Raw genomic sequence first — 26,575 nt, forward strand, 5'->3', positions numbered from 1 at the left:
CATCCTATGCTGGGCGGCATGACGCGCACTCTCGTCGTCAAGGCCACCGCCGGAGCGGACGCCCCGGAGCGATGCGCCCAGGCGTTCACCGTCGCCGCCACCGCAGCCGCCGCGGGGGTGGACGTGTCGCTCTGGCTGACCGGCGAGTCGACCTGGTTCGCGCTGCCCGGGCGCGCGGAGTCGTTCGAGCTGCCGCACTCGGCGCCGCTGGGCGAGCTGCTGCACGTGATCCTGACCACCGGCCGGGTGACCGCCTGCACGCAGTGCGCGGCCCGGCGGGACATCGGCCCGGACGACGTGCTGCCGGGCATCCGGATCGCCGGGGCGGCGGTCTTCGTCGAGGAGGCGATGACCGAGGGCGCGCAGGCCCTGGTCTACTGAGCCTCCACCGGTCGTCCATTCTGACCGGTCCGTCGAACCCGACCCGATATGTCTGTTATGCGCCTACCATTCGGATGTGAGTGAGGCGATCGAACAGTTCTTCGCGTCGCTGCCGGCGCGTGCCCCCGCCGTGTTGCGCAGCCCGATCGGCGGCACCCTCCAGATCGACCTGACCGACGGCAACCGTACCGAGCACTGGTACGTGACGATGGCCCCCGGATCGGCCCGGGTCAGCCGGCACGAGGAGCGCCCACCGGACGCCGTCCTGACCGCCGGCACCCAACTCTTCGAAGGGCTGGTCACCGGCCGGGAGGCCGGCATGGCGGCGGTGCTGCGCAACGAGGCCACGTTCGGCGGGCAGGTCGTACTGTTCCTGGCACTGCGCCGCTTCCTGCCCGACCCGCCCGGGGTACGGGACCCGAGGGACGCCGCCCGCGAACACGTGCGGCAGTCGACGTGAAGGAACGGGTGAGCATCCTCGACGGCAACACGTTCCTGGTCAGCGACCGGCGCGGCAACATCGAGCCGTCGTACGACTTCCCCACCGGGCTGTTCTCCTACGACACCCGGTTCCTCTCCACGTGGATCCTCTCCCTCGACGGCCAACTGCTGCACGCGCTCTCGATCGACGACTCGCTGTCGTACAAGACCCGGTTCTTCATGGTCCCCGGCGAACCGACGCACGACCTGGACGCGGACGTCTCGGTGATCCGCAGCCACTCGATCGCCAGCAGCTTCGACGAGGACCTGACCCTGCTCAACCACTCGGCGCAGGACAAGGAGTTCCGTCTCCGGCTCGACATCGCCTCCGACTTCGCCGACCTCTTCGAGGTCAAGCACCAGTTGGAGAAGAAGGGCAGCACCAGCCCCACGGTGGAGGAGGACGGGCTGCGGCTCACCTACCGCCGGCAGGGGTTCCACCGGGAGACGAAGATCAGCAGCACCGCGCCGGTCGAGGTCGACCGGGACGGGCTGACGTTCCGGATCCGCGTCGCGGCGCACGGCGAGTGGACCACCCGACTGCACGTCACCACCACCATCTACGGGGCCCGTGGTGAGGACGTGCGGGCCATCCTGCCGATGGGCCGGCGACGCACGGTGGCGGCCGTCGAGGCCGAGCAGAACGAGCTGATCGAGCGCGCGCCGACGCTCGGCTGCGACTGCGAGCCGCTGGCCGGGGCCTACCGGCGCAGCCTCACCGACCTGGCCGCCCTCCGATACGAGTCGATCACCCTGGGCGTACGGCTGGTCGCCGCCGGCCTGCCCTGGTTCATGACCCTGTTCGGCCGGGACAGCATGTTCACCTCGCTCCAGTTGCTGCCGTTCCTCCCCGAACTGATCCAGCCGACCATCCTCATGCTGGCCGGTCTCCAGGGCACCCGGGTCGACGACTTCCGGGACGAGGAACCCGGCAAGATCCTGCACGAGCTGCGCTACGGCGAGACCGCCGGCTTCGAGGAGCAGCCGCACTCGCCCTACTACGGCGCCGCCGACACCACCGCGCTCTTCGTCATCCTGCTCGACGAGTACGAGCGGTGGACCGGGGACGGGACGCTCGTGCGCCAACTGGAGCAGGAGACCCGGGCGGCGCTGGCCTGGCTCGACACGTACGGGGACCTGCTCGGCACGGGCTACGTCTGGTACATGACGCGCAACCCGGAGACCGGGCTGCCGAACCAGTGCTGGAAGGACTCCCCCGACGCCATCTCCTACGCCGACGGCCGGCTGCCGCCGTTCCCCCGGGCCACCTGCGAACTACAGGGGTACGCCTACGACGCCAAGCTACGCGGCGCCCGGATGGCCCGCACCCACTGGCACGACCCGGCGTACGCCGAACGGCTGGAACGTGAGGCGGCGGCGTTGAAGGAACGGTTCAACCGCGACTTCTGGATCCCCGAGCGGGAGTACTACGCGTTGGCCCTGGACCCACAGGGACGGCAGGTGGACGCGCTCACCTCGAACATCGGCCACCTGCTGTGGAGCGGCATCGTCGACGAGTCCCGCGCCCCGGCGATCGCCGCCCACCTGCTCGGGCCGCGCCTCTTCTCCGGCTGGGGCGTACGCACGCTCGCCGACGACCAGGGCCGCTACAACCCGATCGGCTACCACGTCGGCACGGTGTGGCCGTTCGACAACTCGATCATCGCCTGGGGCCTGTGGAAATACGGCTTCCGCGACGAGGCCGGCCAGATCTGCGAGGCGATGGTGAGCGCGTCCAACTACTTCAACGGACGGCTGCCCGAGGCGTTCGCCGGCTACGAGCGCGGCCTCACCGACTATCCGGTGCGGTATCCGACCGCGGGCAGCCCGCAGGCCTGGTCCGCCGGTACGCCGCTGCTGCTGCTCCGGGTGATGCTGGGGCTGGAGCCGCAGGGCGAGCATCTGATCATCGACCCGGCCGTGCCGTCGGGCATGGGCCGGGTGGAGCTGCTCGACATCCCGGGGCGGTGGGGGCGGGTGGACGCCCTGGGCCGCAGCCGCACCCCCCACGACGCCAGCCGAGGGCACTGACCCGGGACTGGCCCGGCTCGGCTCGGCCTCGGCCTCGGCCCGGCTCGGCCTCGGCCCGGTCCGGCTCGGTCCGGTCCGGCTCGGCTCGGTCCGGCTCGGCTCGGTCCGGCTCGGTCCGGGTCAGGCCGGGCACGGGCTGGTGACCGCCACCCGTACCCGCTCGTCGATCCGCTCGGCAAGCACCGCCGGGTCGCCCGGACGGGCGTACCTGTCGGCGGAGTCCACCACCGGCGCGGCGCCGGCGCCGAACGCGGCGGCCAGCGGCTGGTCCGGCGTCGCGGCGGCCTCGCCCCGGGCGGTCCGGGCGGTCCCGCCGCCCGGGCAGGGCGCGCCGAGCACCTGGACCGCGCCGGTCGCACCGCCCCAGCGACCCAGCGCGCGGGTCAGCGCGGCGGACTCGGCGGCGGCGTCCACGGCCGGCGACCGGTAACCGTCGCCGACCGGCCGGCAGCCGGTGGCGGCGGTGAGCAGCACCCGACCGGGCCCGCCGGACCGGCCCTCGACGGCCACGAAGTCGCCGGCGTCGGCGCGCAGCAGCGGCTCGCCGTCGAACGTCGAGACACCGGCCCGCCATCGTGACGGCAGCCGGTCGGCCACCTGGCGCAGCACCTCGCGGGTGTCCGCGTCGGCGGTAGCCACCTCGATGCCGCGTTCCAAACTCACACCCGCGTCCAACGGGGTGACCCGGCAACCCCGGTCCAGCCGGTCCGGCAGGAACGCCGGCACGCCGGCCGTCCCGATCGCGGCGCTCAGCTCACCCATCGCCCGGTCCACCACCGGACCGGCCTGGCTCAGCGAGCGTTGCTCCTTGACGGTGGGCGGATCGGTGCGCACCGACCACCAGGTCAGCCCGGCGAGCAGCACGGCCCACACCACTGTGGCAACCACCAGCCAGCGCTGAATGCGGCGGCCGGATCCGGGCTGCTCGGGACGGGTCGGCGGGGCGTACCCAGGGTGGATGGCACCGGTCACGCGATCCATCGTGTCACCCCTCCGCGACCCGCCTCGCTCCGGCTCTGAGATCTTGGTACGAAACGGCCCCCATAGGGGCACTTTGCTACCAAGATTCACTCGCCTCCCGAAAACCGGAAGATCGATCTCAGGGCTTGCGCAGCCAAGTCGCCGGATCCGTCACGAAGATGCCCTTGCCCTGATGGCGGGTGATCACCCCGAGCGCCTCCAGCCGCACGTTGACGAGGTTGATCGTCGATGGGCTGACCTTGAACCGGTCGCACTGCTCGCTGATCGAGGGCAGCTTGTCTCCCGGCTTGTACTTACCCGACCTGACGTCGGCGACTATCTCGTCAGAGATCCGGATGTAGTCCGGGGTCGCAGGCATGGCACTCCTCGCGTGGCACCTGCGATTCGATCACGCACTCGTCGACGTATGCAACTACACACTGCTACCGAACGTTGACTCCTTCCAGTTCCTCAAATAAGTTGGACGACGAGCGCTCCTCGCGTGGCAACGAGCAGGGCTCTTCCCCGGTCGGGGCGGGTGTCGGAGTCGGAAGGGACATGCCCGCCCCGGCCACCTTCCACGGCAGCGACCCGGCTGTTCTCGCGAAAGGTGGTCCCCATCGTGCCCAGGTTGTTCCGTCCGCCCGACCGGCAGTCCCGGCGCGGTTCTCGAACGGTGCACCGGTGAGCGCCGCGACCGACCGCGAGCGGTACGTCGTACACCTGACCGTCGCCGCCGACGACCTGCCGGGCGCGCGGCGGCTGGCCCGCGCGATCGGCCGGTCGCTGGCGTTCCTGCCGGAGTTGGTGCTCGGTGAGACGACGGTGTCCGAGGAGGGCACGTCCGACCCGCAGCACCAGATCTTCTGCGACCGGCGACTCGGTGGACGACGCCGCTGCGTACGGCGGGTAGACCATCCGGGCGGCTGCACGTCCTGAGCCGGCGGCCCACGACGGCTCGGGCCGGCCACCCCTGGACGGGGCGGCCGGCCCGAGCCGATGCGCGCGATGCGGAGGTGTTAAGCGGGGGCCCCGCCTATACCGCAGGCGTTAAGCGGGGGCCCCGCCTTACGCCTTGACGGTGACGGTGACCTCGTTGATGCCGCGGGCGGCGGTCACCGGGGTTTCGCCGTTGCCGTGCCGGGAGAGCGCCCGCAGCGTCCACGAACCCGGCGCGGCGAAGAACCGGAACTGGCCGGCCCCGGACGTCACCACCTCGGCGGTGAACTCGCCGGTCGAGTCGAGCAGCCGGACGTACGCCCCCGGCACGACCTCGCCGGACTCGGCCAGCACCTGACCGGTGATGACGGTTTCCTTCTCCAGGTCCAGGCTGGCCGGGAGCGGCGCGGCCTGGTCCGGCGCGGCGCAGCCGGCAGCGGTCGGAGCGATCGGAGCGGTCGCCATGGTCACGCCTCCCCGGGCTCGTCGCCGAGCGCCACCGGCACGCCGACGAGCGAGCCGTACTCGGTCCACGAGCCGTCGTAGTTCTTCACGTTCTGGTGCCCGAGCAGCTCCTGGAGCACGAACCAGGTGTGCGAGGAACGCTCGCCGATCCGGCAGTAGGCGATGGTCTCCCGGCCGTCGTCCAACCCGGCGTCGGCGTAGATCTTGCGCAGCTCGTCGTCGGACTTGAACGTGCCGTCCTCGTTCGCCGCCTTGGACCACGGCACGCTGATCGCGGTCGGCACGTGGCCGGCCCGCTGCGCCTGCTCCTGCGGGAGGTGGGCCGGGGCGAGCAGCCGACCGGCGTACTCGTCGGGACTGCGCACGTCGACCAGGTTCTTGGTGCCGATGGCGTCGACCACCTCGTCGCGGAACGCGCGGATCGAGGTGTCCGGCGTCTGCGCGACGTACTGCGTCGCCGGCCGCTGCACCGCGTCGGTGACGAGCGGACGGGCGTCCAGCTCCCACTTCTTGCGGCCACCGTCGAGCAGCTTGACGTCGCGGTGGCCGTAGAGCTTGAAGTACCAGTACGCGTACGCGGCGAACCAGTTGTTGTTGCCGCCGTAGAGGACGACGGTGTCGTCGTTGCCGATGCCCCGCTCGGAGAGGAGCGCGGCGAACTGCTCCTGGTTGACGAAGTCGCGGCGGACCTGGTCCTGGAGGTCGGTCTTCCAGTCGAGCTTGATCGCGCCGGCGATGTGGCCGGTGTCGTAGGCCGAGGTGTCCTCGTCGACCTCGACGAAGACGACGCCCGGGGCGTCGAGGTTCTTCTCGGCCCACTCGGCCGAGACGAGTGCGGTGTCGCGACTCATCAGATCACTCCCTGGTGAGGATGGGTGGTGAGCCTGCGCGCGGAGATCGAAGTCGGTGGTTGTCGCACCACGCGCGGGACCCAGGCTGGAAACGGATCACGGGTACGTGCGACGGCGCCGCTGCCGGGCGTTCGGGGGATGCTGCGAACCCTTGGTGCCGATGGCCGCTAGGCGGCCGGAGACAGCCCCGCCGTCAGATGACGGGGCGACACAGGCAGGTGGCCACGCGGCACAGGTCGACCGCGCGCCGTTTGGTGAGGTGGGTCCCCATGGGCAGCGACACTACCAGCCGGACGGGCATGCGCCACCGGTCCGACCAGCATGCGAGACTCGAAGAAGCGGATGGTCGACTGAGCCGATCAGGCGGGCCGGCTTTCAGCCGGCCGAGTTGATCGGCACGTTCGCGGCGTCCGCTTCGATCACCAGGCCCTCCGGCGTCGGTTCCACCTTGCGCAGGTTGAGCTGGAACGGCAGCTCCGGCAGCGGCACGTCGATCGAGATGCTCTTGGCGTAGTTGGACAGCAGCGTCCGCGCCGGCGCCACGTTCGGCAGCCCCTCGGCGGTGAGGTCGTTGAAGCGCAGGGCCACCTTGCCGTCGTTCACGGTCAGGTCGGCGGTGCCGTTGACGGTCAGCTTGATGCCGAGGATGTCCACCGGGGCGGTGACGGCCAGCCGGCCGTCCCGCTCGGCCAGCTTCAGGCCCGGCCGGTTCAGCAGCTTCGCCAGGCTGTCGTAGGTGACGGTGCCCCGCCCGTCGACGCTCTCGGCCACCACGTCGCCCCGGCCGGAGCGGATCGTGTCGAGCGATGCGGTCACGTCGCGGGCGTCCACGTCCAGGCGCGGCACGTCGACCGTGCCGCCCTGCACGTTGCCCTTGACGTCGGTCAACTGGATCGAGATGCGCTCGTACTTCCCGGCCAGGACCTGGTTGAGGAACGGGAAGCCGCCGACCTCCACCTTGGGCGCGGCGGACTGCGCGTCCTGCTTGGCGAGTTCCTGCCGCACCTGGTCGGCGATCGCCCGCTCGGCCACCCCGGCGGCCACCCGGTCGGCGACGACGAGCAGCCCGGCCAGCACCAGCAGCAGGACGACGAAACCGATCAGCACCTTGCGGCCCCGGCGACGGGGCCGGTCCTCTGCCGGGTACGCCTCTGCCACGCCGCCTCCAGTCCTCGCCGCCGTCACCGCGTCTCGCGGCGCAACCGTACTTACCCGGGGCGCGGATTCCCCAACCGGGCGGGTCAGAGGAAGAGCACGCACATGGCGTACGCGGCAGGCGCGGCGAGCGCGAAGCCGCCGAGCGGCCCCTGCATGTGCCGGGCCACCCACATGGTCGGCAGCTCACCGGCCATCAGCCGGCCCGCCTCGGCGTATCCCACGGCCAGGTCGGCGAGGACGGCGGTGGCCGCGGTGACCACCCCGACCAGGGCGGCGCTGGTCGGGGTGAAGCCGACCAGGTAGCTGCCGAGCACGGCGCTGGTGAGCGTGCCGATCATGGCGCCCGCCACCACTCCGGCGGCGCCCCGGGGCACCTGCGGGGCGAGCCGCGGCCACGGCGCGATCGCGTCGGTCAACCGCGCCACCAGCAGGGCCACCCCGGCGGCGCTGAGGCAGACCGTGATCGCCTGGGTGCCCTTGGGTATCCGGCTGAGCACGATCAGCGAGGCGAAGGCGACCACCCCGATCACGATGAGCAGGGTGCCGCCGAGCGAGTCGGTCACCCGGACCCGGTCCACCCGGCGGACGAGCTGGCCCAGCACGCCGAGCACGAACCCGGCCACCGCGGCGTACCCGAGGGGGGCCAGGCCGGCGACGTCGGTCTGCACGGCGGCGGTGTCGGCGATCGCCGCCGTACCTGCGCTGACAAGCGCCACGACGAGCAGCGCGGGCGGTCGCATGGCCATGGTCCAGGCGAGCACGTAGAGGAGCTGGACGCCGAAGACGATGGCCGCGAAGGGCAGCCGGTGCCCGGGGCCGGCGGTCTGCGCCCCGAGCACCAGGCCCACGCCGAGCAGCGCGGCGAAGCCGGCCACGGTCAGCGCCAGCGGACGCCGGAAGGGGACCGACGGGACCTCCTCCTCGGGCGTCTCCTCCGACTCGGGGTCGGGACGCCGGCCCTGGCCGCCCTTGCGGAGCCGGCGTGGCCCCTTCCGCTCGGGCCGCTCCTCCTCCGCCTCGGCCGGCCCGGTGCGCGGGGCGGGCGGGTAGCCACGGGCGGGGCCGGACGGCCCGGCGGGCGGGTCGTCGGCCCACGGTTCGCGAGCGGCGTCGCGTGAGGTGGAGGGAAACACGCCCCGATCGTGCCAGACCCGGGCGGTCCGGCGGGGGTCACGGTTTCGGCAACGTTAAAACCTTGGCCGCGATCGGGGGCAGAAAGGGCAAACGGGAAAAGCCGCGAAGGTGACGGCGAGGCCATCGGTTACGCTCAAGCCGTTACCCCGCCCGTCAGCGACGCCGGGACCCACGCAAGTTCACAGCGCCGCCCCCGCCCGGGCGTGCCGCTGGTCGCGCGCGGCCGTAGGGCCGCCGGGACGGAGGTGATCGTGGAGCTCCTGCTGCTCGTGACCGCACGTGCGGGTGAGCCGTCGGCGGTGCTGCCGGCGCTCGACCTGCTGCCGCACTCGGTGCGCACCGCGCCCCGCGACGTGCGCACGCTTGTCTCCGGCCCGACGCCGGACGCCGTCCTGGTGGACGCCCGTTCCGAGTTGAGCGAGGCGCGTGCCACCTGTCGGATGCTGCACGCCACCGGGCTCGGCGTGCCGCTGGTCGCGGTGGTGACCGAGGCCGGCCTGATCGCGCTGAACGCCGACTGGGGTGTGGACGACGTGATCCTCGCCGGGGCCGGCCCGGCCGAGGTGGAGGCCCGCCTGCGACTCGCCGTCGGCCGGTTGAGCAACGCGGTGGCCGGCGCCGGTGGCTCGATCCGGGCCGGTGAGCTGAACATCGACCCGGACACCTACGCCGCCAAGCTGAAGGGCCGGCCGCTCGACCTCACGTACAAGGAGTTCGAGCTGTTGAAGTTCCTCGCCCAGCACCCGGGGCGGGTGTTCACCCGGGACCAGTTGCTGCGTGAGGTCTGGGGCTACGACTACTTCGGTGGCACCCGCACGGTCGACGTGCACGTCCGGCGGCTGCGCGCCAAGCTCGGCTCGGAGTACGAGTCGATGATCGGCACGGTCCGTCAGGTCGGCTACAAGTTCGTCGTGCCGCCGTCGCGTTCGCTGCCGGAGACGGAGCCCGCCCCGCTGCCGGTCTGACCGGTCCACACCCCCCGCAGGGGACATTTTCCCCGTATGCCCTATTTGCCACATCGTTCCGCCCTATCCTGACTGCCTGGTTTATCAGGATCGAGGGGGGATGCACGTGTGCGCGGTGACCACGGGGGCGGCGAACGGCCGGTGCCGCTGATGACCGGCTCGACACCGCGGGTGCTGGTGGTCGTGACCGCGGTGCTCGTCGGGCTGTCGGCCTCGGCGTACGCGCTGGGCCGCAGCCTGGTGCCCGAGCAGCACCCGACGGCCGCCGGCACGACCGCGTTCGGCGACACCACGCGCTACGCCGACCAGCCGCCGGCCACCGGCTCGCCGGAGACCGCCCGGCCGAGCCCGGACGCGGCGCCGGACGCTGCTCCCGCCATGCCCGAGGACGCCGGTGACGGGCCCTTCGGCGCCCACGTCACCACCGGCTCGTCCCGGGTCGCGCTGACCTTCGACGACGGCCCCGACCCCCGGTGGACGCCACAGGTGCTCGCCCTGCTCGCCGAGCACGGCGTGAAGGCCACGTTCTGCGTCGTCGGCGAGAACGCCGAGAACTACCCGGACCTGGTCCGGTCGATCGAGGCCGAGGGGCACACCCTGTGCAACCACTCCTGGAAGCACGACGTCAACCTCGGCAAGCGCAGCACGGCGACGATCCGGACGGACCTGCAACGGACCAACGACGCGATCCTGGCCGCCGCGCCGAACGCCCGGATCGCGTACTACCGCCAGCCCGGCGGCGCCTGGACCGCCCCGGTGGTGTCGGCCTGCACCGACCTGGGCCTCACGCCACTGCACTGGAGCGTCGACCCGTCCGACTGGAAGGCGCCGGGCGCGACCGCCATCGAGACGGCGGTCCGCACCCAGACCGGGCCGGGCGCGATCGTGCTCATGCACGACGCGGGCGGGGACCGCTCCGGCACCGTCGCCGCGTTGCAGAAGCTGCTGCCCGAGCTGCTCGGCAGCTTCGTGCTGGAGCCGCTGCCCACCGGCATCCAGTGACGAGTGCCACCGACCGCCCTGGCATCCAGTGACGAGTGCCACCGACCGCCGTCGCGCTCCGGCGGGAACGGCGCCCCGCCGGCCGCTACCGTGACTCGGATGAGCAGCACCGAGCCGACGAGTGGTCCCGGACCTGACGCGGCGGCCCCGGGCGACCGGGTCGCACCCACCGAGCGGCTGACGACGGCCGAGGTCATCGACGTGCTGGCGCTGGCGCGCGCGGCCGGCGACGCCGACGGCGCCGATCCGCTCGACGAACACGTGCTGCTGCGGCTGCGCGACCCCGGGGCGCCCGCGGTGCACCTCACCGCCCGGGCCGCCGACGGCACCCTGACCGGGTACGCGCACCTCGACACCACCGCGCCCGCCGAGGGCGTCGGCGTGGAGCTGGTGGTGCACCCGGCGCACCGGCGGCGGGGCACCGGCCGGGCGCTGGCCCGGGGCGTGCTGGCCGCCGCCTCCGGGCCGCTGCGCGCCTGGGCGCACGGCGACCACCCGTCGGCCGCCGCGCTCGCGGTCGACCTGGGCTTCGCCCGGGCGCGGGTGCTGTTCCAACTGCGCCGGCCGCTCGCCGCCGCGCTGCCCGAGCCGGTCCTGCCCGAGGGCGTCGAGCTGCGGGCGTTCCGACCCGGCGACGACGACGAGTCCTGGCTGGCGGTCAACAACGCCGCGTTCGCCGAGCACCCCGAGCAGGGCCGGTGGACCGTCGACGACCTGCGCGTCCGGATGGCCGAGCCGTGGTTCGACCCGGCCGGCTTCCTGCTCGCGGTGGAGTCGGCCACCGGCCGGCTGCTCGGCTTCCACTGGACCAAGGTGCACGAGCGGCCCGGATCGGCCCGGATCGGCGAGGTCTACGTGCTCGGCGTCGACCCGTCCGCGCACCGCGGCGGGCTGGGCCGGGCGCTCACCGCCGCCGGCCTGGCCCACCTGCGCGACCGGCGCGGGCTGGACCGGGTGATGCTCTACGTCGACGAGAGCAACACCCGCGCGGTCGCCCTCTACGAGCGGCTCGGCTTCGCCAGGTGGTCCGCGCACGTCAACTACCAGCTCGGCTGAGCGCCGACCCGGGCCCGCGAGGCCGGTCACGGGAGCGTCACGCCGGAGGCTCGGCGCGGTAACGGCTGACCGGATAAATCGCGTTAAAAGCGATAGCAGGTCGCCAGTTCACGAAATGGACAGAACCGCCTCAGCGTACGGCCATCTCACCGGCCGGACGTGTTCATCCCGCGTTCACTTCCGACCGGCGAACCGTCCATCTGGCACTTCTAACTTTCACGTCAGCCGGTCAGTTCCGGCCCCCGGCACCCCGGGCGACCTGACCAAAGACGTGAAGGGAAACCTTTCAAGTGAAGCTCCAGCGGCACGGCGCCATCGCCTGTCTCGCTCTTACCGCGGTCCTCGGTCTCAGCGCCTGCGGCTCGGACAACAACGAGCCGGCCGCCGGCGCCACCGGCTCCGCTGCGGCGGACTGCGCCACCGGCACGCTGAACGCCCAGGGCTCCTCCGCGCAGAAGAACGCCATGGCCGAATGGATCAAGGCGTACCAGCAGAAGTGCACGGGCACCACGATCAACTACGAGCCGAGCGGTTCTGGCGCCGGTATCCAGGCGTTCATCGCCGGCACCGCCGACTTCGCCGGCTCCGACTCCGCCCTCAAGGAGGAGGAGCAGCCGAAGGCCGACGCCCGGTGCAACAGCGGCCAGGCCCTCAACCTGCCGATGGTGATCGGCCCGGTCGCGGTCGTCTACAACGTCGGCGGCGCGGACAACCTCCAGTTCAGCCCGGCCACCCTGGCGAAGATCTTCGCCGGCAAGGTGACCAAGTGGGACGACGCGGCGATCAAGGCCGACAACCCGGACGCCACGCTGCCGTCGACCGCGATCCAGGCGGTGCACCGCTCCGACGAGTCGGGCACCACCGACAACTTCACCAAGTACCTGTCGAAGACCGCCGAGGCGGACTGGACCTTCGAGAACTCCAAGGCGTGGAAGGCTCCGGGCGGCGTCGGCGCGGCCAAGTCCGACGGCGTGGCCAGCAAGGTCAAGAGCACCGACGGCACCATCAGCTACGTCGAGTGGTCGTACGCCGAGAACTCCGGCCTCAAGATGGCCAAGGTCAAGAACGGCAACGGCGAGTTCACCGAGCTGACCGGCGAGTCGGCCGGCAAGACCATCGCCGGGGCCAAGTTCGAGGGCCAGGGCGACGACCTCAAGATGTCGATCGACTACAACACCAAGGAGGCCGGGGCCTACCCGATCGTCCTGGCGACCTACGAGATCGTCTGCAGCAAGGGCCTCGCGGCCGACAAGCTGCCGCTGGTCAAGGGCCTGCTCGGCCACGCCGCCAGCGCCGAGGGCCAGCAGGAGCTGGTCGAGCTCGGCTACGCCCCGCTGCCCGACGAGGTCCGCACCAAGGTCGAGGCCGCGGTCAAGAACCTGTCCTGACGCCCTGAACGACACCTTCTCAACGCAAAGCGAGCGAGCAGATGGGTGACACCCCTCACCGCTCGGCGCACGCCGGCACCGGCGGGACCCCCGTGGCCATGAGCCACGAGCGGCCCGCCGGTGCCTCGGCGGGTGTGGCCGAGCCCACCGGTAACCCGGACCGCTCCGGCGGCGACCTCGGTGGAGGCGGCGACTTCGGCGGAGGCGGCGACGGCGGCCTCGGCGGAGGCGGCGGCCTGCCCCGGGCCCGCGCGTTCGGCGCGGAACGCGCGTTCCGCGCCCTGACCCTGGCCGCCGGCGCCACCGTGCTGGTGATCATCGCGGCCATCGCGATCTTCCTGATCGCCAAGGCCGTGCCGGCGCTGCGGGCCAACACCGAATCGTTCTGGACCTTCGAGGGCTGGTTCCCGAACGACAACCCGCCGAAGTTCGGCATCGGCGCGCTCGCCTTCGGCACCGTGCTCAGCTCGCTGCTGGCGCTGCTCGTGGCGGTGCCGGTCGCGTTGGGCATCGCCCTCTACCTGTCGCACTACGCCCCGCGCCGGCTCGGCAACGGCCTGGGCTTCATCATCGACCTGCTGGCCGCCGTGCCCAGCGTGGTCTTCGGCCTCTGGGGCCGGGACTACTTCGCCGGACCGGTCACCGACCTCTCCGCCTGGCTCAACAAATACTTCGGCTGGATCCCGATCTTCGGCGAGGGCCCGTACGGCAGCTCGATCCTCCTGGGCTCGGTGGTGCTGGCGATCATGGTGCTGCCGATCGTCACCTCGCTCTCCCGCGAGGTGTTCCGGCAGACCCCGACCGCCAACGAGGAGGCCGCGCTCGCGCTCGGGGCCACCCGCTGGGAGATGGTCCGCACCGCGGTCCTGCCCTACGGGCGGCCGGGTGTCATCGCCGCGGTGATGCTGGGCCTGGGCCGAGCGCTCGGCGAGACCATCGCGCTCGCGTTGACGCTCGGCTCGACGTACGCCATCTCGTTCAACATCCTGGAGGCCGGCGGCAACTCGATCGCCGCCAACATCGCCAACCGGTTCGGTGAGGCGAACGAGACCGGCCGGGGCGCGCTGATCGCCTCCGGCCTGGTGCTCTTCGCGATCACGCTGATCGTCAACATCACCGCGCGTGCGATCATCTACCGCCGCCGCGAGTTCACGGAGTCGGCCGCATGACCTCCACTCTCACCTCCCACCGTCCCCGCCCGCCGGCCCAGCCGGCCACGCTGCGGGCCCGGCGGCTCCCGGCGTACGCCGCGCCCGCCATCGCCGTCGCGGCGCTGCTGCTCGCCGCGGGCCTCGTGTACGGCGCGGACATCGGCGGCCCGGTCCTGGTCGTGGTCCTCGGCGTGCTGCTCTACCTGGCTGGTCTGTTCGCTGCGGCGAACGCGGTGGAGGGCCGACGCTCGGCCCGCAACCGGATCTGGAGCGCGCTGATCCACTCCGCCTTCGTGCTGGCCGTGCTGCCGCTGGCCTCGGTGGTCTGGACGCTCGTCAGCAAGGGCTCCCAGCGGCTGGACGGCGACTTCTTCGGCACCTCGATGAACAACATCGGGGCACGGGACGCCAACGGCGGCGCCTACCACGCGATCATCGGCACGTTGGAGCAGGTCGGCATCGCCACGCTGATCACCGTCCCGCTCGGCGTGCTCTGCGCGATCTACATCGTCGAGTACGGCCGGGGCCGGTTCGCGTTCACCGTCCGCTTCTTCGTGGACGTGATGACCGGCATCCCGTCCATCGTCACCGGCCTGTTCGTGCTCGCCTTCTGGGTGCTGATCGTCTCGCCGGTGTTCAACGACGGCCGCCCGGGCTTCTCCGGCTTCGCCGCCGCGCTCGCGTTGAGCGTGCTGATGCTGCCCACCGTGGTCCGCTCCACCGAGGAGATGCTCCGGCTCGTGCCGGCGCCACTGCGCGAGGGCGCGTACGCCCTCGGCGTGCCGAAGTGGAAGACCATCCTGCGGGTCGTGCTGCCGACCGCGCTGCCCGGCATCGTCACCGGCATCATGCTCGCCGTCGCGCGGGCCGCCGGTGAGACCGCGCCGGTGCTGCTCGTCGCCGGCGGCGGCGCGGCGATCAACTTCAACCCGTTCGAGAACAACCAGTCGTCGCTTGCCCTCTTCGTCTACCAGCAGGCCGGCGAGGCGTCGAAGTACTCGCCGGCACGGGCGTGGACCGCGGCGCTGACCCTCGTCGCCCTCGTCCTCATCCTGACCGTCGCGGCGAAGTTGCTGGCCCGTCGAAACCAGCTCGGCCGATGAACACCGGAGGTACCGCCACCATGGCCAAGCGCGTCGAAGCCGCCAACGTCACCGCCTACTACGGCGGTTTCAAGGCGATTGAGAACATCAACCTGACCGTCGAGCCGAAGACGGTGACCGCCCTGATCGGCCCGTCCGGCTGCGGCAAGTCGACCTTCCTGCGGTCGATCAACCGGATGCACGAGGTGCTGCCCGGCGCCCGGGTCGAGGGCAACCTCACCATCGACGGGCAGGACATCTACGACCGCGACGTGGACGTCACCGCGGTCCGCCGGATGATCGGCATGGTCTTCCAGCGGCCGAACCCGTTCCCCACCATGAGCATCTTCGACAACGTGGTGGCCGGGCTGCGGCTCAACGGCGTCCGGCGCAAGTCGATCCTGGAGGAGGCGGCCGAGAAGGCGCTGCGCTCGGCGAACCTCTGGGACGAGGTGAAGGACCGGCTCGCCAAGCCCGGCGCCGGGCTCTCCGGCGGTCAGCAGCAGCGGCTCTGCATCGCCCGCACCATCGCGGTCGAGCCGCAGGTGGTGCTGATGGACGAGCCGTGCTCGGCGCTGGACCCGATCTCCACGCTGGCCATCGAGGACCTGATGTTCCAGCTCAAGGACAAGTTCACCATCATCATCGTCACGCACAACATGCAGCAGGCCGCGCGGGTGTCCGACCGCACCGCGTTCTTCTCGATCGAGAAGACAGGCGACCCGGGCCGCCTGATCGAGTACGACAACACCCAGAAGATCTTCAGCAACCCCACCCAGAAGAAGACCGAGGACTACATCACCGGCCGCTTCGGCTGAGGTGTTAGGAGGGGCCCCCGCTTAACGCTTTCTGCATAGGAGGGGCCCCCGCTTAACAACCCCGTTCAGCGCAGCACGAAACGCGGCGAGGTCCCGTCCAGGTCCTCGAGGCGGGGCACGATCGGCGTACCCGGGTCTCGGTCCGCCGCCGCGCGGGCCACGCCCGCGAGGTCGCCCGCGGCGGCGACCTCGGCGAGCGTGACCATGGTGGGCGGCAGCATGGTCAGCTCCCCCGCCCTCGCCCGGGCCAGGGCGTCCGCCGGGCGCAGCCACAGCGTCAGGTCGGCCTCGCCGGACACGTCCCGGGTCCGCTGCCCCTCGGGCAGCAGGGCGACGAAGAAGTACGTGTCGAAGCGGCGCGGCTCGAACTCCGGCGTGATCCACCGCGTCCAGGGCAGCAGCAGGTCGGACCGGAGCGTCAACCCGCGCCCGGCCAGCAGGTCGGCGAAGCCGGTACGCCGGCCCACCAGGTCCTGCCGGGCCGCCTCCCAGTCGTCGCCGCTCACGTCGCCGACCACGGTCCCGGGGTCCGGGCCGGCCAGCAGCACGCCCGCCTCCTCGAAGACCTCGCGGGCGGCGGCGCACACCACCGCCTGCGCGTCCGCCGGGTCGAGCCGGAACCGTTCGCCCCAGGCCGCCGGCGTCGGCCCGGCCCAGCCGAGGTGCGCCTCCGAGTCGGACCGGTCCACCCCGCCGCCGGGAAAGGCGTACATGCCGCCGAACGTCATCGCCGCCACCCGCCGGATCAGATAGACCTCGAAGCCGTCGCCGGCCGGGCGGAGCAGCAGCACGGTGGCGGCGACCCGGGGCACCGCGGGCACACCACCCTCGGCGTGGAACCGGCGGGCGTGCTCCACCAGGGCGGGGGGTGCGGCGAAGCCGTCGATCGTCATGCGCCCGAGCCTAGTTCCCTGGCGAGTCGCAGGTCCGGGCCGGATCCAGCCGAGGAACCGGTCCCAACGGGCCGCGCCGGTGAGGTGCCCGGTGGCCTCCACCAGCAGGGTGGCCAGGTAGATCGCGAGCGCCGCCCGGTCGTCGCGGTACTCGACGAGCAGCGCCCGGCGGGCGGCATCGCAGGGCCACGGACGGTCGCAGGCGTCGCAGCGCCAGGTCGGACGCCCGGCGACGTGCGGCCGGCTCACCGCAGCCGCAACGCGACGGCCCGGGCCTCGTCGTCGCTCAACGACATGAACCACAGGAAGCGCTTGACGATCTCGGGCGGCGTCGGGCCGTCGGCCCGGCCGCGCAGGTCGCGGATGGCCCGCCGGGTGAGCCGCGCGAACTCCGGGATCAAGGTCGCCCGGCGGGCGACGTCCGTCGGCGCGGCCCGCAGCGTCGGGCACGGCCAGTCATGGCCGCATCGCGCGCAGATCCACGCCGGACCGTCCGCGACGTGCGCCGAGGGCCACCCCGAGGGGGTACGCGGAGACCAGCGCGTTTCCGGCGCGACGTTGGTCCGGCGAACCGGGTCGAGGTCGTGCACCGCCTTCGCGGCGCCGGTCGGCGGTGTGGGCTTCTCGTCGGGCATGGCACTCCCCTCGTAGAGCGGTCAGGGAGGGGCCGCCGCCGGCGCTCGACCACTGCGGCGGCCCCCGCGTGCGACGCGACCGCCGGGCTCCGCCTCCACCAGCCGCGCCACCTACACGAACTGTGCTTTGCGTAGCGCGACACGTACACCGCGTAGGGATATGGTGAAAAGACATCCAGGACATCCAATGGAGACGTCGTGAACGATGCCCTACGTGCTGCCCTCCACCAGACCGGCCGGACCGTCGAATCACTGGCGTCCCAGGTGGGAGTGGATCCGAAGACGGTCGGACGCTGGCTGACGGAGGACCGGATTCCGCATCCGAGCCACCGATCGGCCGCAGCCGAGGTTCTCGGGCGACCCGTGTCAGACATTTGGCCCGACACTTCCAGGCGTCGTGAGCCCACCTGGTTCAGGCCCTGGCAGGAGATCGAACGGGAAGCGTCGTCTCTCCGCTGGTTCGAGTCGCTGGTCCTGCCCGGGCTCCTTCAGACCGAGTCGTATGCACGCGCCGTGCTCGGTAGCGCCGGCCTGATCCCCCGGGCGGACGTCGAGCGGCACCTCGCCGCCCGACTTGCCCGACAGAACGTCCTTCGCCGTGACGACCCGCCACTGTTCACGGCCGTTGTGGACGAAGCCGCACTCCATCGGCCCGTCGGCGGTCGAGAAACCATGCGGGAGCAAATCCTGGCGGTGATCGAGGCATGCGCAGAGCCACACATCCGCGTTCACGTGGTTCCGTCATCGGTCGGCGCGTACGCGGGACTGAACGGCCCGTTCGTCATCGCCACCTGCGCCGACCATCGGATCGCCGGCTACCTGGACAACCAGTTGCAGGGACAAGTGGCTAGCGGACCGGACGAGGTGGCCGCGATACTGGCAGCGTGGGAAGCCGTTCGCGGTGAAGCTCTCGCACACTGGCAGTCGATCGAACTTCTGAGGGAAGTGGCGGAGACATGGACCTGAGTGGCGCGAAGTGGCGCAAGAGCAGCCGTAGCAGCGGCAACGGTGGGGCCTGCGTCGAGGTTGCCGACAACCTTGCCGGCGTCGTCGGCGTACGCGATTCGAAGGACCCGACCGGGCCGGCGCTTGCCTTCCCGACGGCGTCGTGGCGCGCGTTCGTCGCGGACGTCGCCGGCCGGGCCTGACATCCCGATCGGTGGATCACCCTGCCGGCGGCCCAGCCGGCCGGGATAACGTGCCGGAATGACGCGTTGGGGAATTCTGGCCACCGGACACATCGCCGCCGCCTTCGCCGCCGACCTGCGGCTGGTGCCGGACGCCGAACTGGTGGCGGTCGGGTCGCGTACCCGGGAGAGCGCCGAGGCGTTCGCGCGGCAGCACGACGTGCCGCGGGCGTACGCCTCCTGGGCCGAACTGGCCGCGGACCCGGACCTGGACGCGATCTACGTGGCCACGCCGCACGCCGCGCACCACGAGGCGGCGATGGCCTGCCTGGCCGGCGGCAAGGCCGTGCTCGTGGAGAAGCCGTGCACGCTCGACCTGCCGACCACCATCGACCTGGTGGAGACGGCGCGGGCCCGCGGGCACTTCCTCATGGAGGCCATGTGGATGCGGACGAACCCGCTGATCCTGCGGGTGCTGGAGCTGATCTCCGACGGCGCGATCGGCGAGGTCACCCACGTCCGGGCGGACTTCGGGGCGGTCGGGCCGTTTCCGCCCGAGCACCGGATGCGCAATCGTGCGCTCGGCGGCGGCGCGCTGCTCGACCTCGGGGTCTATCCGTTGAGCCTGGCCCACCTGGTGCTCGGCGCGCCGCAGCACGTGCGGGCGTGGGCGAAGCTGAGCCCGGAGGCGGTGGACGAGAACACCGGCATGGTCCTGGGCTGGGACTCCGGCGCGGTGGCGACGCTCAGTTGCGGCATGGTCGGCCCCACCGCGATCACCGCGTCGATCACCGGCACCACCGGACGGATCGACCTGCCGGAGCTGTTCTTCCGGCCCGGGTCGGCGGTGCTGCACCGGGCCGGCGCCGAGCCGGAGACGATCCCGGCGGACATGACCGGGGGCGGCTACCAGTACGAGGCGATCGAGGTGCAGCGTTGCCTGGCGGCGGGGCTGACCGAGAGCCCGCTGGTGCCGCACGCCGCCACGCTTGAGGTGATGACCTTGATCGACGACATCAAGGCCCAGATCGGCGTCTCCTACGTGTAAGGCGGGGGCCCTTCTTAACACCCGGGTGTTAAGAAGGGCCCCCGCCTATACCGAAAGCGTTAAGCGGGGCCCCCGCCTTCAGAACAGGGGGCGGACGAGGAGGTAGGCGAGGCAGGCGATGGCCGCCGCCGCGGGGAACGTGATGATCCAGGCGATCACGATGTTGCCGGCCACGTTCCAGCGGACCGCGGAGAGGCGCTTGGTCGCGCCCACACCCATGATCGCCGAGGTGATCGTGTGCGTGGTGGAGATCGGTGCCTTCAGCACCAGCGCGTTGAAGTAGAGCACGGCGCTGGCCACGGTCTCGGCCGCGAAGCCCTCCGCCGGGCCGAGGTCGATGATCTTCCGGCCCAGGGTCCGGATGATCCGCCAGCCGCCCGCGTACGTGCCGAGCGCCAGCATCGTCGCGGAGGTCCAGAACACCCAGCCCGGGATGTGCGTCTTGCTCTCCTGGAAGCCGCCGGTGTAGAGCGCCAGCACGATGATGCCCATGGTCTTGGCGGCGTCCTGCATGCCGTGGCCGACGGACATGGCGGCGGCGGACACGGTCTGCGCCAGGCGGAAGCCGCGGCTGAGCTTGCCCGGCTGCCCCTTCCGGAACAGCCACATGATCGCCAGCATCACCAGGAAGCCGAGGATCAGGCCGACCACAGGCGAGAGCACCATCGGGAGGATGACCTTCTCCACGATGTTGCCCCACTGCACGACGCCGTCGGCGGCGAACAGGGTCGCGCCGACCAGGCCGCCGAAGAGGGCGTGCGAGGAGGAGGACGGCAGGCCGAAGTACCAGGTGATCAGGTTCCAGGCGATCGCGCCGAGCACGCCCGCGAAGACCACGCCGAGGCTCTGCACCCCGGTCGGGAGCGTGACCAGGCCGTCGCCGACCGTCTTGGCGACCCCGGCGCCGAAGTGCGCGCCGACGAAGTTGCCGACGGCGGCCAGGCCGAGCGCGATGCGGGGCGTCAGCGCCCGGGTCGAGATGCTCGTGGCGATCGCGTTGGCCGCGTCATGGAAGCCGTTCGTGTAGTCGAACGCCATGGCGACCGCGATCACCGCCAGCACGGCGATGAGTTCGGGGCTCACAGGATCAGGACTCCTTGACCGCGATGGTCTCGACTGTGTTGGCGACGTGCTCGAAGGCGTCGCAGGCGGCCTCCAGCTCGTCGGCCACCTCCTTCATCTTCAGCACGGTGAGCGCGTCGTACTCACCGGAGAAGAGGCGGACGAGCAGCATCCGGTACGCCTGGTCGCCGTCGTTCTCGAGCCGGTTGCACTCGATCCAGTAGTCCTCAAGATCCTTCATCGACTTCAGCCGGGGCATCGCCTCGGCGGTGAGCTTGGCCTGCTGGTCGAGCACGTTGACCAGCTCGTGCAGCTCGCGCGGGAGCGACGGGAGCTTGGTCAGGCCGTACAGGTAGAGCAGGTTGCCGACCGCCTCCAGGTGGTCCATCACGTCGTCGAGCAGCGAGCCCAGCCGGTAGATGTCCTCCCGGTCGAACGGCGTGATGAAGGTGGAGTTGATCTTCTTGTAGAGGTCGTGGGTGATCTGGTCGCTGTCGTGCTCGACCTCGGTCAGCCGCTCGCTGATCGACTGCACGTCGGCACCGGGCAGGCCCAGCTCGTTGAGCAGGTCGGTCCCCTTCACCAGGTTCTGCGCGGCCCTGGTGAAGAGCTCGTAGAAGGCGCCCTCGGTGGGACGGAAGGAAAACTTCACAGCACGGACCTCGTCGTGTCGGTGGAAGGGTGGCCGTCGCCTGAAGCAGGCGCCTGCTCTGGGCATGCTAGGGACACGGTGGAACCGGGCATCGACCGGCCCACCCCTGGTCAGGCCCGATTCACCGCTCGTTCACCTGCTGTTCACCTGAGCGCTTCGCGCCCTGGTCGCGTAACCGGTCACGCTCCCGTTCCACGTCGAAATCGGCAGCCGGATACCCCAGATCCAGGTCGTCGAACGTCTCCTTCAGCAGGTGGGCGAGCGCCCAGTCGCGGTACCACTTGCGGTCCGCCGGCACCACGAACCAGGGGGCGGCCTCCGTGCCGCACCGCTCCAGCGCCTCGGCGTACGCGGCCTGGTATTCGTCCCACCGGGCCCGGGTGTCCAGATCGCTCGGGTTGTACTTCCAGTGTTTCGTCGGGTCGGTGAGCCGTTCCATCAGCCGCTCGCCCTGCTCGTCGTACGAGATGTGCAGCATGACCTTGACCACGGTGACCGCCCGCTCGGCCAACTCCCGCTCGAAGTCGTTGATGATCTCGTAGCGGGACCGCCAGGTCGCCTCGTCGACCAGCCCCTCCACGCGGGCGATCAGCACGTCCTCGTAGTGCGAGCGGTTGAACACGCCCACGTACCCGGGTGGCGGCAGCGCGCGCCGGATCCGCCACAGGAAGTCGTGCCGCAACTCCTCCTTGGTCGGCGGGCCGAAGGAACGGATGTGCAGGCCGAGCGGGTTCATCGCGCCGGCCACCCGCTTGACCGCGCCGTCCTTGCCGCCGCAGTCCATGGCCTGGAGGACCAGCAGCACCCGGCGTGGCCGCCCGCCGGCCAGCCGCGCGCCGGCCTGCGCGGGCGCGCTGGTGGCGCCGCCCGGCCCGGCGGCGACCTGCGCGGCGGCGTACAGCATCTCCTGCTGCCGGCCCAGCTCCGCACCGATCAGCTTGACCTGGTCGCGGGCCCATTCCTTGCGGGCCGACCCGCGTCCGGCCGCCTTCGGCAGCCCCGGCATCGAACGCGGATCCACCGCCCCGAGGTCCACCGTCCCCGGCCCCACCCGCAGCAACTCCCGCATCGACCCGTCCTCGGGCCGCACCACGCCACTCATCCCCCGATCCTCACCCGACAACCCCGATCATGGGTACGGAGCGCCCGCTACGCCCGATAGATGCGCTTTCGTCGACTGTCACGCACGGTCGCCCCGACCTCGGCATCTCTTGATCCACACCGTTTCGCCGAGATGGCGGCATCCGCCGCGCTTCGACACCGCCACCTCGGCGGAATGGAGTCGATCATCCCGCGACACCGGCCACCCCGCCCGAGCCACCCCGCCCGAGCCACCCCGCCCGAGCCACCCCGCCCGAGCCACGCCGAGCGCACAGCGAGTGGGCGCGTTGATCCACACCAGTTCGCCGAGGTGGCCGCATCCGACACGCTCCATTACCGCCACCTCGGCGAAACGGAGTCGATCATGCCCGGGCCGACGGACGGTGGGCGGCGGACGGGAGAATGGAGCGGTGGATGAGCTGGCGGGGGAGTTCGAGGCGGAACGGGGGCATCTCCTGGCGGTCGCGCAGCGGATGCTCGGCAGCCGCAGCGAGGCCGAGGACGCCGTGCAGGAGACCTGGCTGCGATACTCCGGCGCGCTCGCCGACCCGGCCGCCCGCGCCCGCATCCGGGACCTGCGCGGCTGGCTGACCACCACCTGCTCGCGGCTCTGCCTGGACGTGCTCCGGTCGGCGCGGGTGCGCCGCGAGGCGTACCCGGGTCAGTGGTTGCCGGAGCCGGTGGTGACCGGCCTGCCGGCGACGGACGGGTTCGCGCCGGACCCGGCCGAGCGGGCGGTCCGGGCCGACCAGCTCGGCACGGCCCTGCTCGTGGTGCTGGAGCGGTTGACGCCGGAGCAGCGGGTGGCGTTCGTGCTGCACGACGTGTTCGCGGTGCCGTTCGGTGACGTCGCCGAGGTGCTCGCCGTGACGCCGGAGGCGGCCCGGCAGCTCGCCTCCCGGGCCCGGCGGGCGGTGCACGGGCCGGACGCGCCACGGCACACCGCCGACCTGGCCGAGCAGCGGCGCGTGTTGACCGCGTTCGTGGCCGCGGTGGAGTCCGGCGAGCTGGATCAACTGGTCCGGGTGCTCGCGCCGGACGTGGTGTCGATCGGCGACGCCGGCGGCCACTTCCCGGCGGCCCGCCGGCCGGTGGTCGGCGCCGAGGCCGCCGGCCGCCTGCTCCTCGGCCTGTTCGACCAGGCCCGGCGTCGGGGCGGGTTGCGGGCCCGGCCGGTGCTCGTCGACGGCGTGCTCGGCTGGCAGGCGGAACTCGCCTGGCCCGACGGGCGGACGATGCGGATGGTCACCTCGTTCGCGGTGCACGAGGGGCGGATCACCGGCGTGTTCAACCAGCTCAACCCGGAGAAGGTGGGCGAGCTGCCGCCGCTGGGCCCGGAGTCCGGCTGGCCGCCGCGCTGGTGAGCGCGGTCTCAGACCACCAGGGCCAACCATTTCCGGTACGACGTGGCGAACGGCTCGCTGCCGTCACCGAGCGCGCCGAGCAGCCAGCGGGCGGCGGCCTCGGCCTCGGCGACCAGGTCGTCCGGATAATTCCACCGGGCCCGGTGCTCGGCGAACTCGTCCTCGTCGCGCAGCTCGACGAGGCCGGTCTCGCGGCGGCGCACCACGTCCAGGTCGAGGTCGACCAGGTGGACCGTCTCGTCGCCGTCCCAGCGGGCCGGCGTGGCGATGTCGCAGTAGACCTCGCTGGTACGCGGTGGCGGGTTGAACATGCCCGTCCACCAGGCGTGCCGGGGCACCAGCAGGACGAACGGGATCTGCTCGACCGAGGGTCGGCCGTGGTAGACCGACTCGGTGCCGGCCGGCACGCCGAGCCAGACGCCGAGGTCGTCCTCGGCGAGCCGACGGGCCGGGTAGTCGCGGTGGGCGCTGCCGTCGTACTTGCGGTAGATCACGCGGACCACATCGCTCGGCATGCCTGGCACCATAACCGATTCCGGCCACGCCACGCGATCGGCAGGTAACCGGACGCGACCCGCCGTCCGCCACGCCGCCGGAGCGGCCGGACCGGCGTCGGTGCCGGCAGGTACGGTCGCACGGTGAGCCCGTCCCGCACCGCCACCGGCACCGCCGTCCCGAAGAAGCGCCGGAGCGGCCGACCGGGCGGTGGGGAGCTGCTGGCCGCCGCGGTGGGCGCCGTGCCGGGCGGCGCGACCCGGCCCGGCCAGCAGCAGATGGCCGACGCGATCGAGCACAGCATCGCCTCCGGCGAGCACCTGCTGGTGCAGGCCGGCACCGGCACCGGCAAGTCCCTGGCCTACCTCGCCCCCGCGCTGACCGTGGACGGCCCGGTGGTGGTCTCCACCGCCACCCTGGCGTTGCAGTCCCAGCTCGTCGACCACGACCTGCCCCGGCTGGCCGACGCGGTCGAGCCGGTGCTCGGCCGCCGGCCCACCTTCGCCGTCCTCAAGGGCCGCCACCACTATCTGTGCCTGGCCCGGTTGGACAGCTCCGTCGAGGACGAGCCGGACGACGCGCTCTTCGACACGCCCCGGCCCGGCGGCGGCACGAAGTGGCTCGGCGAGGCGGGCCGGCTCGGCAAGCAGGTGCAGCGGTTGCGCGACTGGGCGGAGGAGACCGCCACCGGCGACCGCGACGAGTTGGATCCGGGCGTCGACGACCAGGTGTGGCGCAGCGTCTCGATGCCGGCCCGGGAATGCGTCGGCGCCAGCCGCTGCCCGTTCGGGCAGGAGTGCTTCGCGGAGGCGTCCCGGGCCCGCGCCCGGGAGGCGGACATCGTGGTGACCAACCACAGCCTGCTCGCCGTGGACATGCTCGCCGGGCGGCACATCGTGCCGCCGCACCGGCTGCTCGTCGTGGACGAGGCGCACGAGCTGGCCGACCGGGTCTCCTCGGCGGCCCAGGCCGAGCTGGTGCCCGAGCTGATCGACAGGTCCACCCGCCGGGCCCGGCCGCTGCTCCGCCCCGACCTGGCCGACCGGCTCACCGAGGCCGGCGACGCGCTCGCGGTGGGGCTGGCGGAGGCGCCGGCCGGCCGGCTCACCGCCGGGCTGCCGCCCGCGCTGCGCGAGGCGTGCACGCTGCTCGACTCGGCGACCCGGGCCGCGCTCGAGGCGATCGGCGACGTGAAGGCCGACGACCCGGACCCGGTCCGCAAGCAGCAGGCCAAGGCCGTGCTGGACGAGCTGTCCGCCACCGCCCAGCGGCTGCTCGAAGAGGGCGACCACGACGTGGCCTGGGTGGAGAAGCCGGAGAACGGCAGCCGCCGGGCCCTCGTGGTGGCGCCGCTGTCGGTGGCGGGCACGCTCGCCACCCACCTCTACGACGAGCGCACCGTGGTCGCCACCTCGGCCACGCTGGCGCTGGGCGGGCGCTTCGACACGGTGGCCCGGGCGCTCGGGCTGGAGGCGCCGCCGCCCGCCCCGCCGACGCCGGCCGCCGCCGCGATGGCCACCGCGGCAGCCGCCGGCCGCGGCGCCGACCCCGTCCCGGTGGCGAGCACCGAGGGCAGCCGGGCGGCGATCGGCACGGTCCCGGCCACCGAGGGCCCCGGCTGGCGGTCGCTCGACGTCGGCTCGCCGTTCGACTACGCCCGGCAGGGCATCCTCTACGTCGCCGCGCACCTGCCCCGCCCCAGCGTCTCCGGGCTGCCCACGGCGGCCGGCGAGGAGCTACTGGCGCTCGTCGGCGCGCTCGGTGGGCGTACCCTCGGGCTCTTCTCGTCTCGGCGGGCCGCGCAGCAGGCCGCGGAGCTGGTCCGCGCGCGGACCGACCTGCCCGTGCTGCTCCAGGGCGAAGAGGCGTTGCCGCTGCTGGTCCGCCGGTTCCGCGCCGAACGGGAGAGCTGCCTGTTCGGGGTGATGTCGCTCTGGCAGGGCGTGGACGTGCCGGGCGACGCCTGCCAGCTCGTGGTGATCGACCGGCTGCCGTTCCCCCGGCCCGACGAGCCGCTCGCCGCCGCGCGGGCGGCGGCGGTGGACGCGGGCGGCGGCTCCGGGTTCGCGGCGGTAAGCGTGCCGATCGCGGCGGTACGGCTGGCGCAGGGCGTCGGCCGGTTGATCCGGGCCACCGGCGACCGAGGGGTGGTGGCGGTGCTCGACTCGCGGCTGGAGACGGCCCGCGGCTACGGCCCGTTCCTGCGTCGCTCGCTGCCCCCGTTCTGGTACACCACGCGGGCCGAGGTGGCCCGGGGCGCGCTGGAACGGCTCGCGAAAAGCTGACGCCCGCGCCTCCCCCGGGCGGGGTGACGCGGGCGTCGGCAACGATCGGGCC

Annotated in this window: 29 protein-coding genes; 16 read left to right on the forward strand and 13 right to left on the reverse strand. The window is 72.2% G+C overall.

The genetic code is table 11. The features are described from left to right. Window positions 1-6 precede the first annotated feature (6 nt). The 3 genes from O7613_RS22755 to O7613_RS22765 all read left to right on the forward strand — a co-directional run bounded on the left by O7613_RS22755 (window position 7) and on the right by O7613_RS22765 (window position 2,892). The gene (locus tag O7613_RS22755; protein ID WP_281586436.1) at window positions 7-381 is read left to right on the forward strand and encodes a DsrE family protein; all 375 of its coding nucleotides are present in this window, start codon (window positions 7-9) and stop codon (window positions 379-381) included. Between the two features lie 76 nt (window positions 382-457). After that, window positions 458-841, forward strand: coding sequence for an SCP2 sterol-binding domain-containing protein (locus O7613_RS22760; protein ID WP_281586435.1), 384 nt, complete (start codon window positions 458-460; stop codon window positions 839-841). Then, window positions 838-2,892 (forward strand): glycogen debranching N-terminal domain-containing protein, encoded by a 2,055-nt coding sequence (locus O7613_RS22765; protein WP_282289889.1) that lies wholly within the window; start codon window positions 838-840, stop codon window positions 2,890-2,892. The genes O7613_RS22760 and O7613_RS22765 overlap by 4 nt, the downstream gene beginning before the upstream one ends. A gap of 120 nt (window positions 2,893-3,012) precedes the next feature. Here the strand turns inward: O7613_RS22765 and O7613_RS22770 are convergent, their stop codons facing one another. Both O7613_RS22770 and O7613_RS22775 read right to left on the reverse strand, forming a co-directional pair. Next, on the reverse strand, window positions 3,013-3,864 hold the full coding sequence (locus tag O7613_RS22770; protein WP_282289890.1) for a hypothetical protein: 852 nt from the start codon (window positions 3,862-3,864) through the stop codon (window positions 3,013-3,015). Window positions 3,865-3,991: 127 nt separating this feature from the next. After that, window positions 3,992-4,231 carry a winged helix-turn-helix domain-containing protein gene (locus tag O7613_RS22775; protein WP_282289891.1) on the reverse strand — a complete coding sequence of 80 codons (240 nt, stop codon included), beginning with the start codon at window positions 4,229-4,231 and terminating at the stop codon, window positions 3,992-3,994. A 305-nt stretch (window positions 4,232-4,536) separates the two neighbouring features. Here O7613_RS22775 and O7613_RS22780 point away from each other — a divergent pair, with 305 nt between their 5' ends. Continuing rightward, window positions 4,537-4,791, forward strand: a complete 255-nt coding sequence (locus O7613_RS22780) for a hypothetical protein (protein ID WP_281586431.1) — start codon at window positions 4,537-4,539, stop codon at window positions 4,789-4,791. 129 nt (window positions 4,792-4,920) lie between these two features. Here O7613_RS22780 and O7613_RS22785 read toward each other — a convergent pair whose 3' ends face one another. The 5 genes from O7613_RS22785 to O7613_RS22800 all read right to left on the reverse strand — a co-directional run bounded on the left by O7613_RS22785 (window position 4,921) and on the right by O7613_RS22800 (window position 8,398). After that, window positions 4,921-5,256, reverse strand: coding sequence for a DUF1416 domain-containing protein (locus O7613_RS22785; RefSeq protein WP_281586430.1), 336 nt, complete (start codon window positions 5,254-5,256; stop codon window positions 4,921-4,923). A 2-nt stretch (window positions 5,257-5,258) separates the two neighbouring features. Then, the gene (locus tag O7613_RS22790; RefSeq protein WP_281586429.1) at window positions 5,259-6,107 is read right to left on the reverse strand and encodes a sulfurtransferase; all 849 of its coding nucleotides are present in this window, start codon (window positions 6,105-6,107) and stop codon (window positions 5,259-5,261) included. Window positions 6,108-6,300: 193 nt separating this feature from the next. Further along, on the reverse strand, window positions 6,301-6,408 hold the full coding sequence (locus O7613_RS30830) for an Ms5788A family Cys-rich leader peptide (protein ID WP_348775383.1): 108 nt from the start codon (window positions 6,406-6,408) through the stop codon (window positions 6,301-6,303). A 74-nt stretch (window positions 6,409-6,482) separates the two neighbouring features. Further along, window positions 6,483-7,265, reverse strand: a complete 783-nt coding sequence (locus O7613_RS22795; protein ID WP_281586428.1) for a DUF2993 domain-containing protein — start codon at window positions 7,263-7,265, stop codon at window positions 6,483-6,485. An 83-nt stretch (window positions 7,266-7,348) separates the two neighbouring features. Beyond that, window positions 7,349-8,398, reverse strand: coding sequence for a hypothetical protein (locus O7613_RS22800; protein ID WP_281586427.1), 1,050 nt, complete (start codon window positions 8,396-8,398; stop codon window positions 7,349-7,351). Between the two features lie 246 nt (window positions 8,399-8,644). Here O7613_RS22800 and O7613_RS22805 point away from each other — a divergent pair, with 246 nt between their 5' ends. The 7 genes from O7613_RS22805 to pstB all read left to right on the forward strand — a co-directional run bounded on the left by O7613_RS22805 (window position 8,645) and on the right by pstB (window position 15,861). Next, window positions 8,645-9,364 (forward strand): response regulator transcription factor, encoded by a 720-nt coding sequence (locus O7613_RS22805; RefSeq protein WP_281586426.1) that lies wholly within the window; start codon window positions 8,645-8,647, stop codon window positions 9,362-9,364. A 150-nt stretch (window positions 9,365-9,514) separates the two neighbouring features. After that, entirely contained in the window at window positions 9,515-10,366 is an 852-nt protein-coding gene (locus O7613_RS22810; protein WP_282294594.1) for a polysaccharide deacetylase family protein, read from the forward strand. A 99-nt stretch (window positions 10,367-10,465) separates the two neighbouring features. Next, complete coding sequence (gene mshD / locus O7613_RS22815; protein ID WP_282289894.1) at window positions 10,466-11,422, forward strand: mycothiol synthase; 957 nt, start codon at window positions 10,466-10,468, stop codon at window positions 11,420-11,422. A gap of 290 nt (window positions 11,423-11,712) precedes the next feature. Next, window positions 11,713-12,810 (forward strand): phosphate ABC transporter substrate-binding protein PstS, encoded by a 1,098-nt coding sequence (pstS, locus tag O7613_RS22820; protein WP_282289896.1) that lies wholly within the window; start codon window positions 11,713-11,715, stop codon window positions 12,808-12,810. Between the two features lie 41 nt (window positions 12,811-12,851). Continuing rightward, a complete protein-coding gene (gene pstC / locus O7613_RS22825; protein WP_282289897.1) occupies window positions 12,852-13,979 on the forward strand; it encodes a phosphate ABC transporter permease subunit PstC in 1,128 nt (375 codons plus the stop codon). Continuing rightward, window positions 13,976-15,064, forward strand: coding sequence for a phosphate ABC transporter permease PstA (gene pstA, locus O7613_RS22830; RefSeq protein WP_282289899.1), 1,089 nt, complete (start codon window positions 13,976-13,978; stop codon window positions 15,062-15,064). Before pstC ends, pstA begins: the two co-directional genes overlap by 4 nt. A 20-nt stretch (window positions 15,065-15,084) precedes the next feature. Continuing rightward, window positions 15,085-15,861 (forward strand): phosphate ABC transporter ATP-binding protein PstB, encoded by a 777-nt coding sequence (gene pstB / locus O7613_RS22835; RefSeq protein ID WP_281590054.1) that lies wholly within the window; start codon window positions 15,085-15,087, stop codon window positions 15,859-15,861. 65 nt (window positions 15,862-15,926) lie between these two features. On the opposite strand, the gene O7613_RS22840 is transcribed toward pstB, so the two are convergent. Next, window positions 15,927-16,754, reverse strand: coding sequence for an NUDIX domain-containing protein (locus O7613_RS22840; RefSeq protein WP_282294596.1), 828 nt, complete (start codon window positions 16,752-16,754; stop codon window positions 15,927-15,929). Window positions 16,755-16,999: 245 nt separating this feature from the next. Next, on the reverse strand, window positions 17,000-17,389 hold the full coding sequence (locus O7613_RS22845; protein ID WP_282289901.1) for a hypothetical protein: 390 nt from the start codon (window positions 17,387-17,389) through the stop codon (window positions 17,000-17,002). Window positions 17,390-17,587: 198 nt separating this feature from the next. Between O7613_RS22845 and O7613_RS22850 the strand changes: the two genes are divergently transcribed. Genes O7613_RS22850 through O7613_RS22860 form a run of 3 tightly spaced genes read left to right on the forward strand, consistent with a single transcriptional unit; the run spans window position 17,588 to window position 19,564 of the window. Beyond that, complete coding sequence (locus tag O7613_RS22850; RefSeq protein WP_282289903.1) at window positions 17,588-18,355, forward strand: helix-turn-helix transcriptional regulator; 768 nt, start codon at window positions 17,588-17,590, stop codon at window positions 18,353-18,355. After that, on the forward strand, window positions 18,346-18,537 hold the full coding sequence (locus O7613_RS22855; RefSeq protein WP_282289905.1) for a DUF397 domain-containing protein: 192 nt from the start codon (window positions 18,346-18,348) through the stop codon (window positions 18,535-18,537). Before O7613_RS22850 ends, O7613_RS22855 begins: the two co-directional genes overlap by 10 nt. 58 nt (window positions 18,538-18,595) lie before the next feature. Further along, window positions 18,596-19,564, forward strand: coding sequence for a Gfo/Idh/MocA family oxidoreductase (locus tag O7613_RS22860; RefSeq protein WP_282289907.1), 969 nt, complete (start codon window positions 18,596-18,598; stop codon window positions 19,562-19,564). Between the two features lie 78 nt (window positions 19,565-19,642). Here the strand turns inward: O7613_RS22860 and O7613_RS22865 are convergent, their stop codons facing one another. From O7613_RS22865 to O7613_RS22875, 3 genes are all read right to left on the reverse strand, one after another. Further along, window positions 19,643-20,647 carry an inorganic phosphate transporter gene (locus O7613_RS22865; RefSeq protein ID WP_281586414.1) on the reverse strand — a complete coding sequence of 335 codons (1,005 nt, stop codon included), beginning with the start codon at window positions 20,645-20,647 and terminating at the stop codon, window positions 19,643-19,645. Between the two features lie 4 nt (window positions 20,648-20,651). After that, window positions 20,652-21,278 carry a DUF47 family protein gene (locus O7613_RS22870; RefSeq protein ID WP_089157475.1) on the reverse strand — a complete coding sequence of 209 codons (627 nt, stop codon included), beginning with the start codon at window positions 21,276-21,278 and terminating at the stop codon, window positions 20,652-20,654. A 121-nt stretch (window positions 21,279-21,399) separates the two neighbouring features. Continuing rightward, a complete protein-coding gene (locus tag O7613_RS22875) occupies window positions 21,400-22,380 on the reverse strand; it encodes a PPK2 family polyphosphate kinase (RefSeq protein WP_282289910.1) in 981 nt (326 codons plus the stop codon). A gap of 409 nt (window positions 22,381-22,789) precedes the next feature. On the opposite strand from O7613_RS22875, the gene sigJ reads away from it, so the two are divergent. Beyond that, on the forward strand, window positions 22,790-23,743 hold the full coding sequence (gene sigJ, locus O7613_RS22880; protein WP_282289912.1) for an RNA polymerase sigma factor SigJ: 954 nt from the start codon (window positions 22,790-22,792) through the stop codon (window positions 23,741-23,743). Window positions 23,744-23,751: 8 nt separating this feature from the next. On the opposite strand, the gene O7613_RS22885 is transcribed toward sigJ, so the two are convergent. Beyond that, on the reverse strand, window positions 23,752-24,258 hold the full coding sequence (locus O7613_RS22885) for a DUF402 domain-containing protein (RefSeq protein WP_282289913.1): 507 nt from the start codon (window positions 24,256-24,258) through the stop codon (window positions 23,752-23,754). 123 nt (window positions 24,259-24,381) lie between these two features. On the opposite strand from O7613_RS22885, the gene O7613_RS22890 reads away from it, so the two are divergent. Beyond that, window positions 24,382-26,523, forward strand: a complete 2,142-nt coding sequence (locus O7613_RS22890) for an ATP-dependent DNA helicase (protein ID WP_282289914.1) — start codon at window positions 24,382-24,384, stop codon at window positions 26,521-26,523. The last annotated feature ends 52 nt before the right edge of the window (window positions 26,524-26,575 follow it).

Origin of the sequence: Micromonospora sp. WMMD975, from assembly GCF_029581215.1 — a bacterium.
Taxonomy (GTDB): domain Bacteria; phylum Actinomycetota; class Actinomycetes; order Mycobacteriales; family Micromonosporaceae; genus Micromonospora.

Coding starts and splice junctions, on each gene's coding strand:
- pstC (WP_282289897.1), top strand. CDS start 12,852: ATGGGTGACACCCCTCACCGCTCGGCGCACGCCGGCACCGGCGGGACC.
- O7613_RS22860 (WP_282289907.1), top strand. CDS start 18,596: ATGACGCGTTGGGGAATTCTGGCCACCGGACACATCGCCGCCGCCTTC.
- mshD (WP_282289894.1), top strand. CDS start 10,466: ATGAGCAGCACCGAGCCGACGAGTGGTCCCGGACCTGACGCGGCGGCC.
- pstA (WP_282289899.1), top strand. CDS start 13,976: ATGACCTCCACTCTCACCTCCCACCGTCCCCGCCCGCCGGCCCAGCCG.
- O7613_RS22840 (WP_282294596.1), bottom strand. CDS start 16,754: ATGACGATCGACGGCTTCGCCGCACCCCCCGCCCTGGTGGAGCACGCC.
- O7613_RS22790 (WP_281586429.1), bottom strand. CDS start 6,107: ATGAGTCGCGACACCGCACTCGTCTCGGCCGAGTGGGCCGAGAAGAAC.
- O7613_RS22855 (WP_282289905.1), top strand. CDS start 18,346: ATGGACCTGAGTGGCGCGAAGTGGCGCAAGAGCAGCCGTAGCAGCGGC.
- O7613_RS22810 (WP_282294594.1), top strand. CDS start 9,515: ATGACCGGCTCGACACCGCGGGTGCTGGTGGTCGTGACCGCGGTGCTC.
- pstB (WP_281590054.1), top strand. CDS start 15,085: ATGGCCAAGCGCGTCGAAGCCGCCAACGTCACCGCCTACTACGGCGGT.
- O7613_RS22755 (WP_281586436.1), top strand. CDS start 7: ATGCTGGGCGGCATGACGCGCACTCTCGTCGTCAAGGCCACCGCCGGA.
- O7613_RS22775 (WP_282289891.1), bottom strand. CDS start 4,231: ATGCCTGCGACCCCGGACTACATCCGGATCTCTGACGAGATAGTCGCC.
- O7613_RS22845 (WP_282289901.1), bottom strand. CDS start 17,389: ATGCCCGACGAGAAGCCCACACCGCCGACCGGCGCCGCGAAGGCGGTG.
- O7613_RS22785 (WP_281586430.1), bottom strand. CDS start 5,256: ATGGCGACCGCTCCGATCGCTCCGACCGCTGCCGGCTGCGCCGCGCCG.
- O7613_RS22875 (WP_282289910.1), bottom strand. CDS start 22,380: ATGAGTGGCGTGGTGCGGCCCGAGGACGGGTCGATGCGGGAGTTGCTG.
- O7613_RS22885 (WP_282289913.1), bottom strand. CDS start 24,258: ATGCCGAGCGATGTGGTCCGCGTGATCTACCGCAAGTACGACGGCAGC.
- O7613_RS30830 (WP_348775383.1), bottom strand. CDS start 6,408: ATGCCCGTCCGGCTGGTAGTGTCGCTGCCCATGGGGACCCACCTCACC.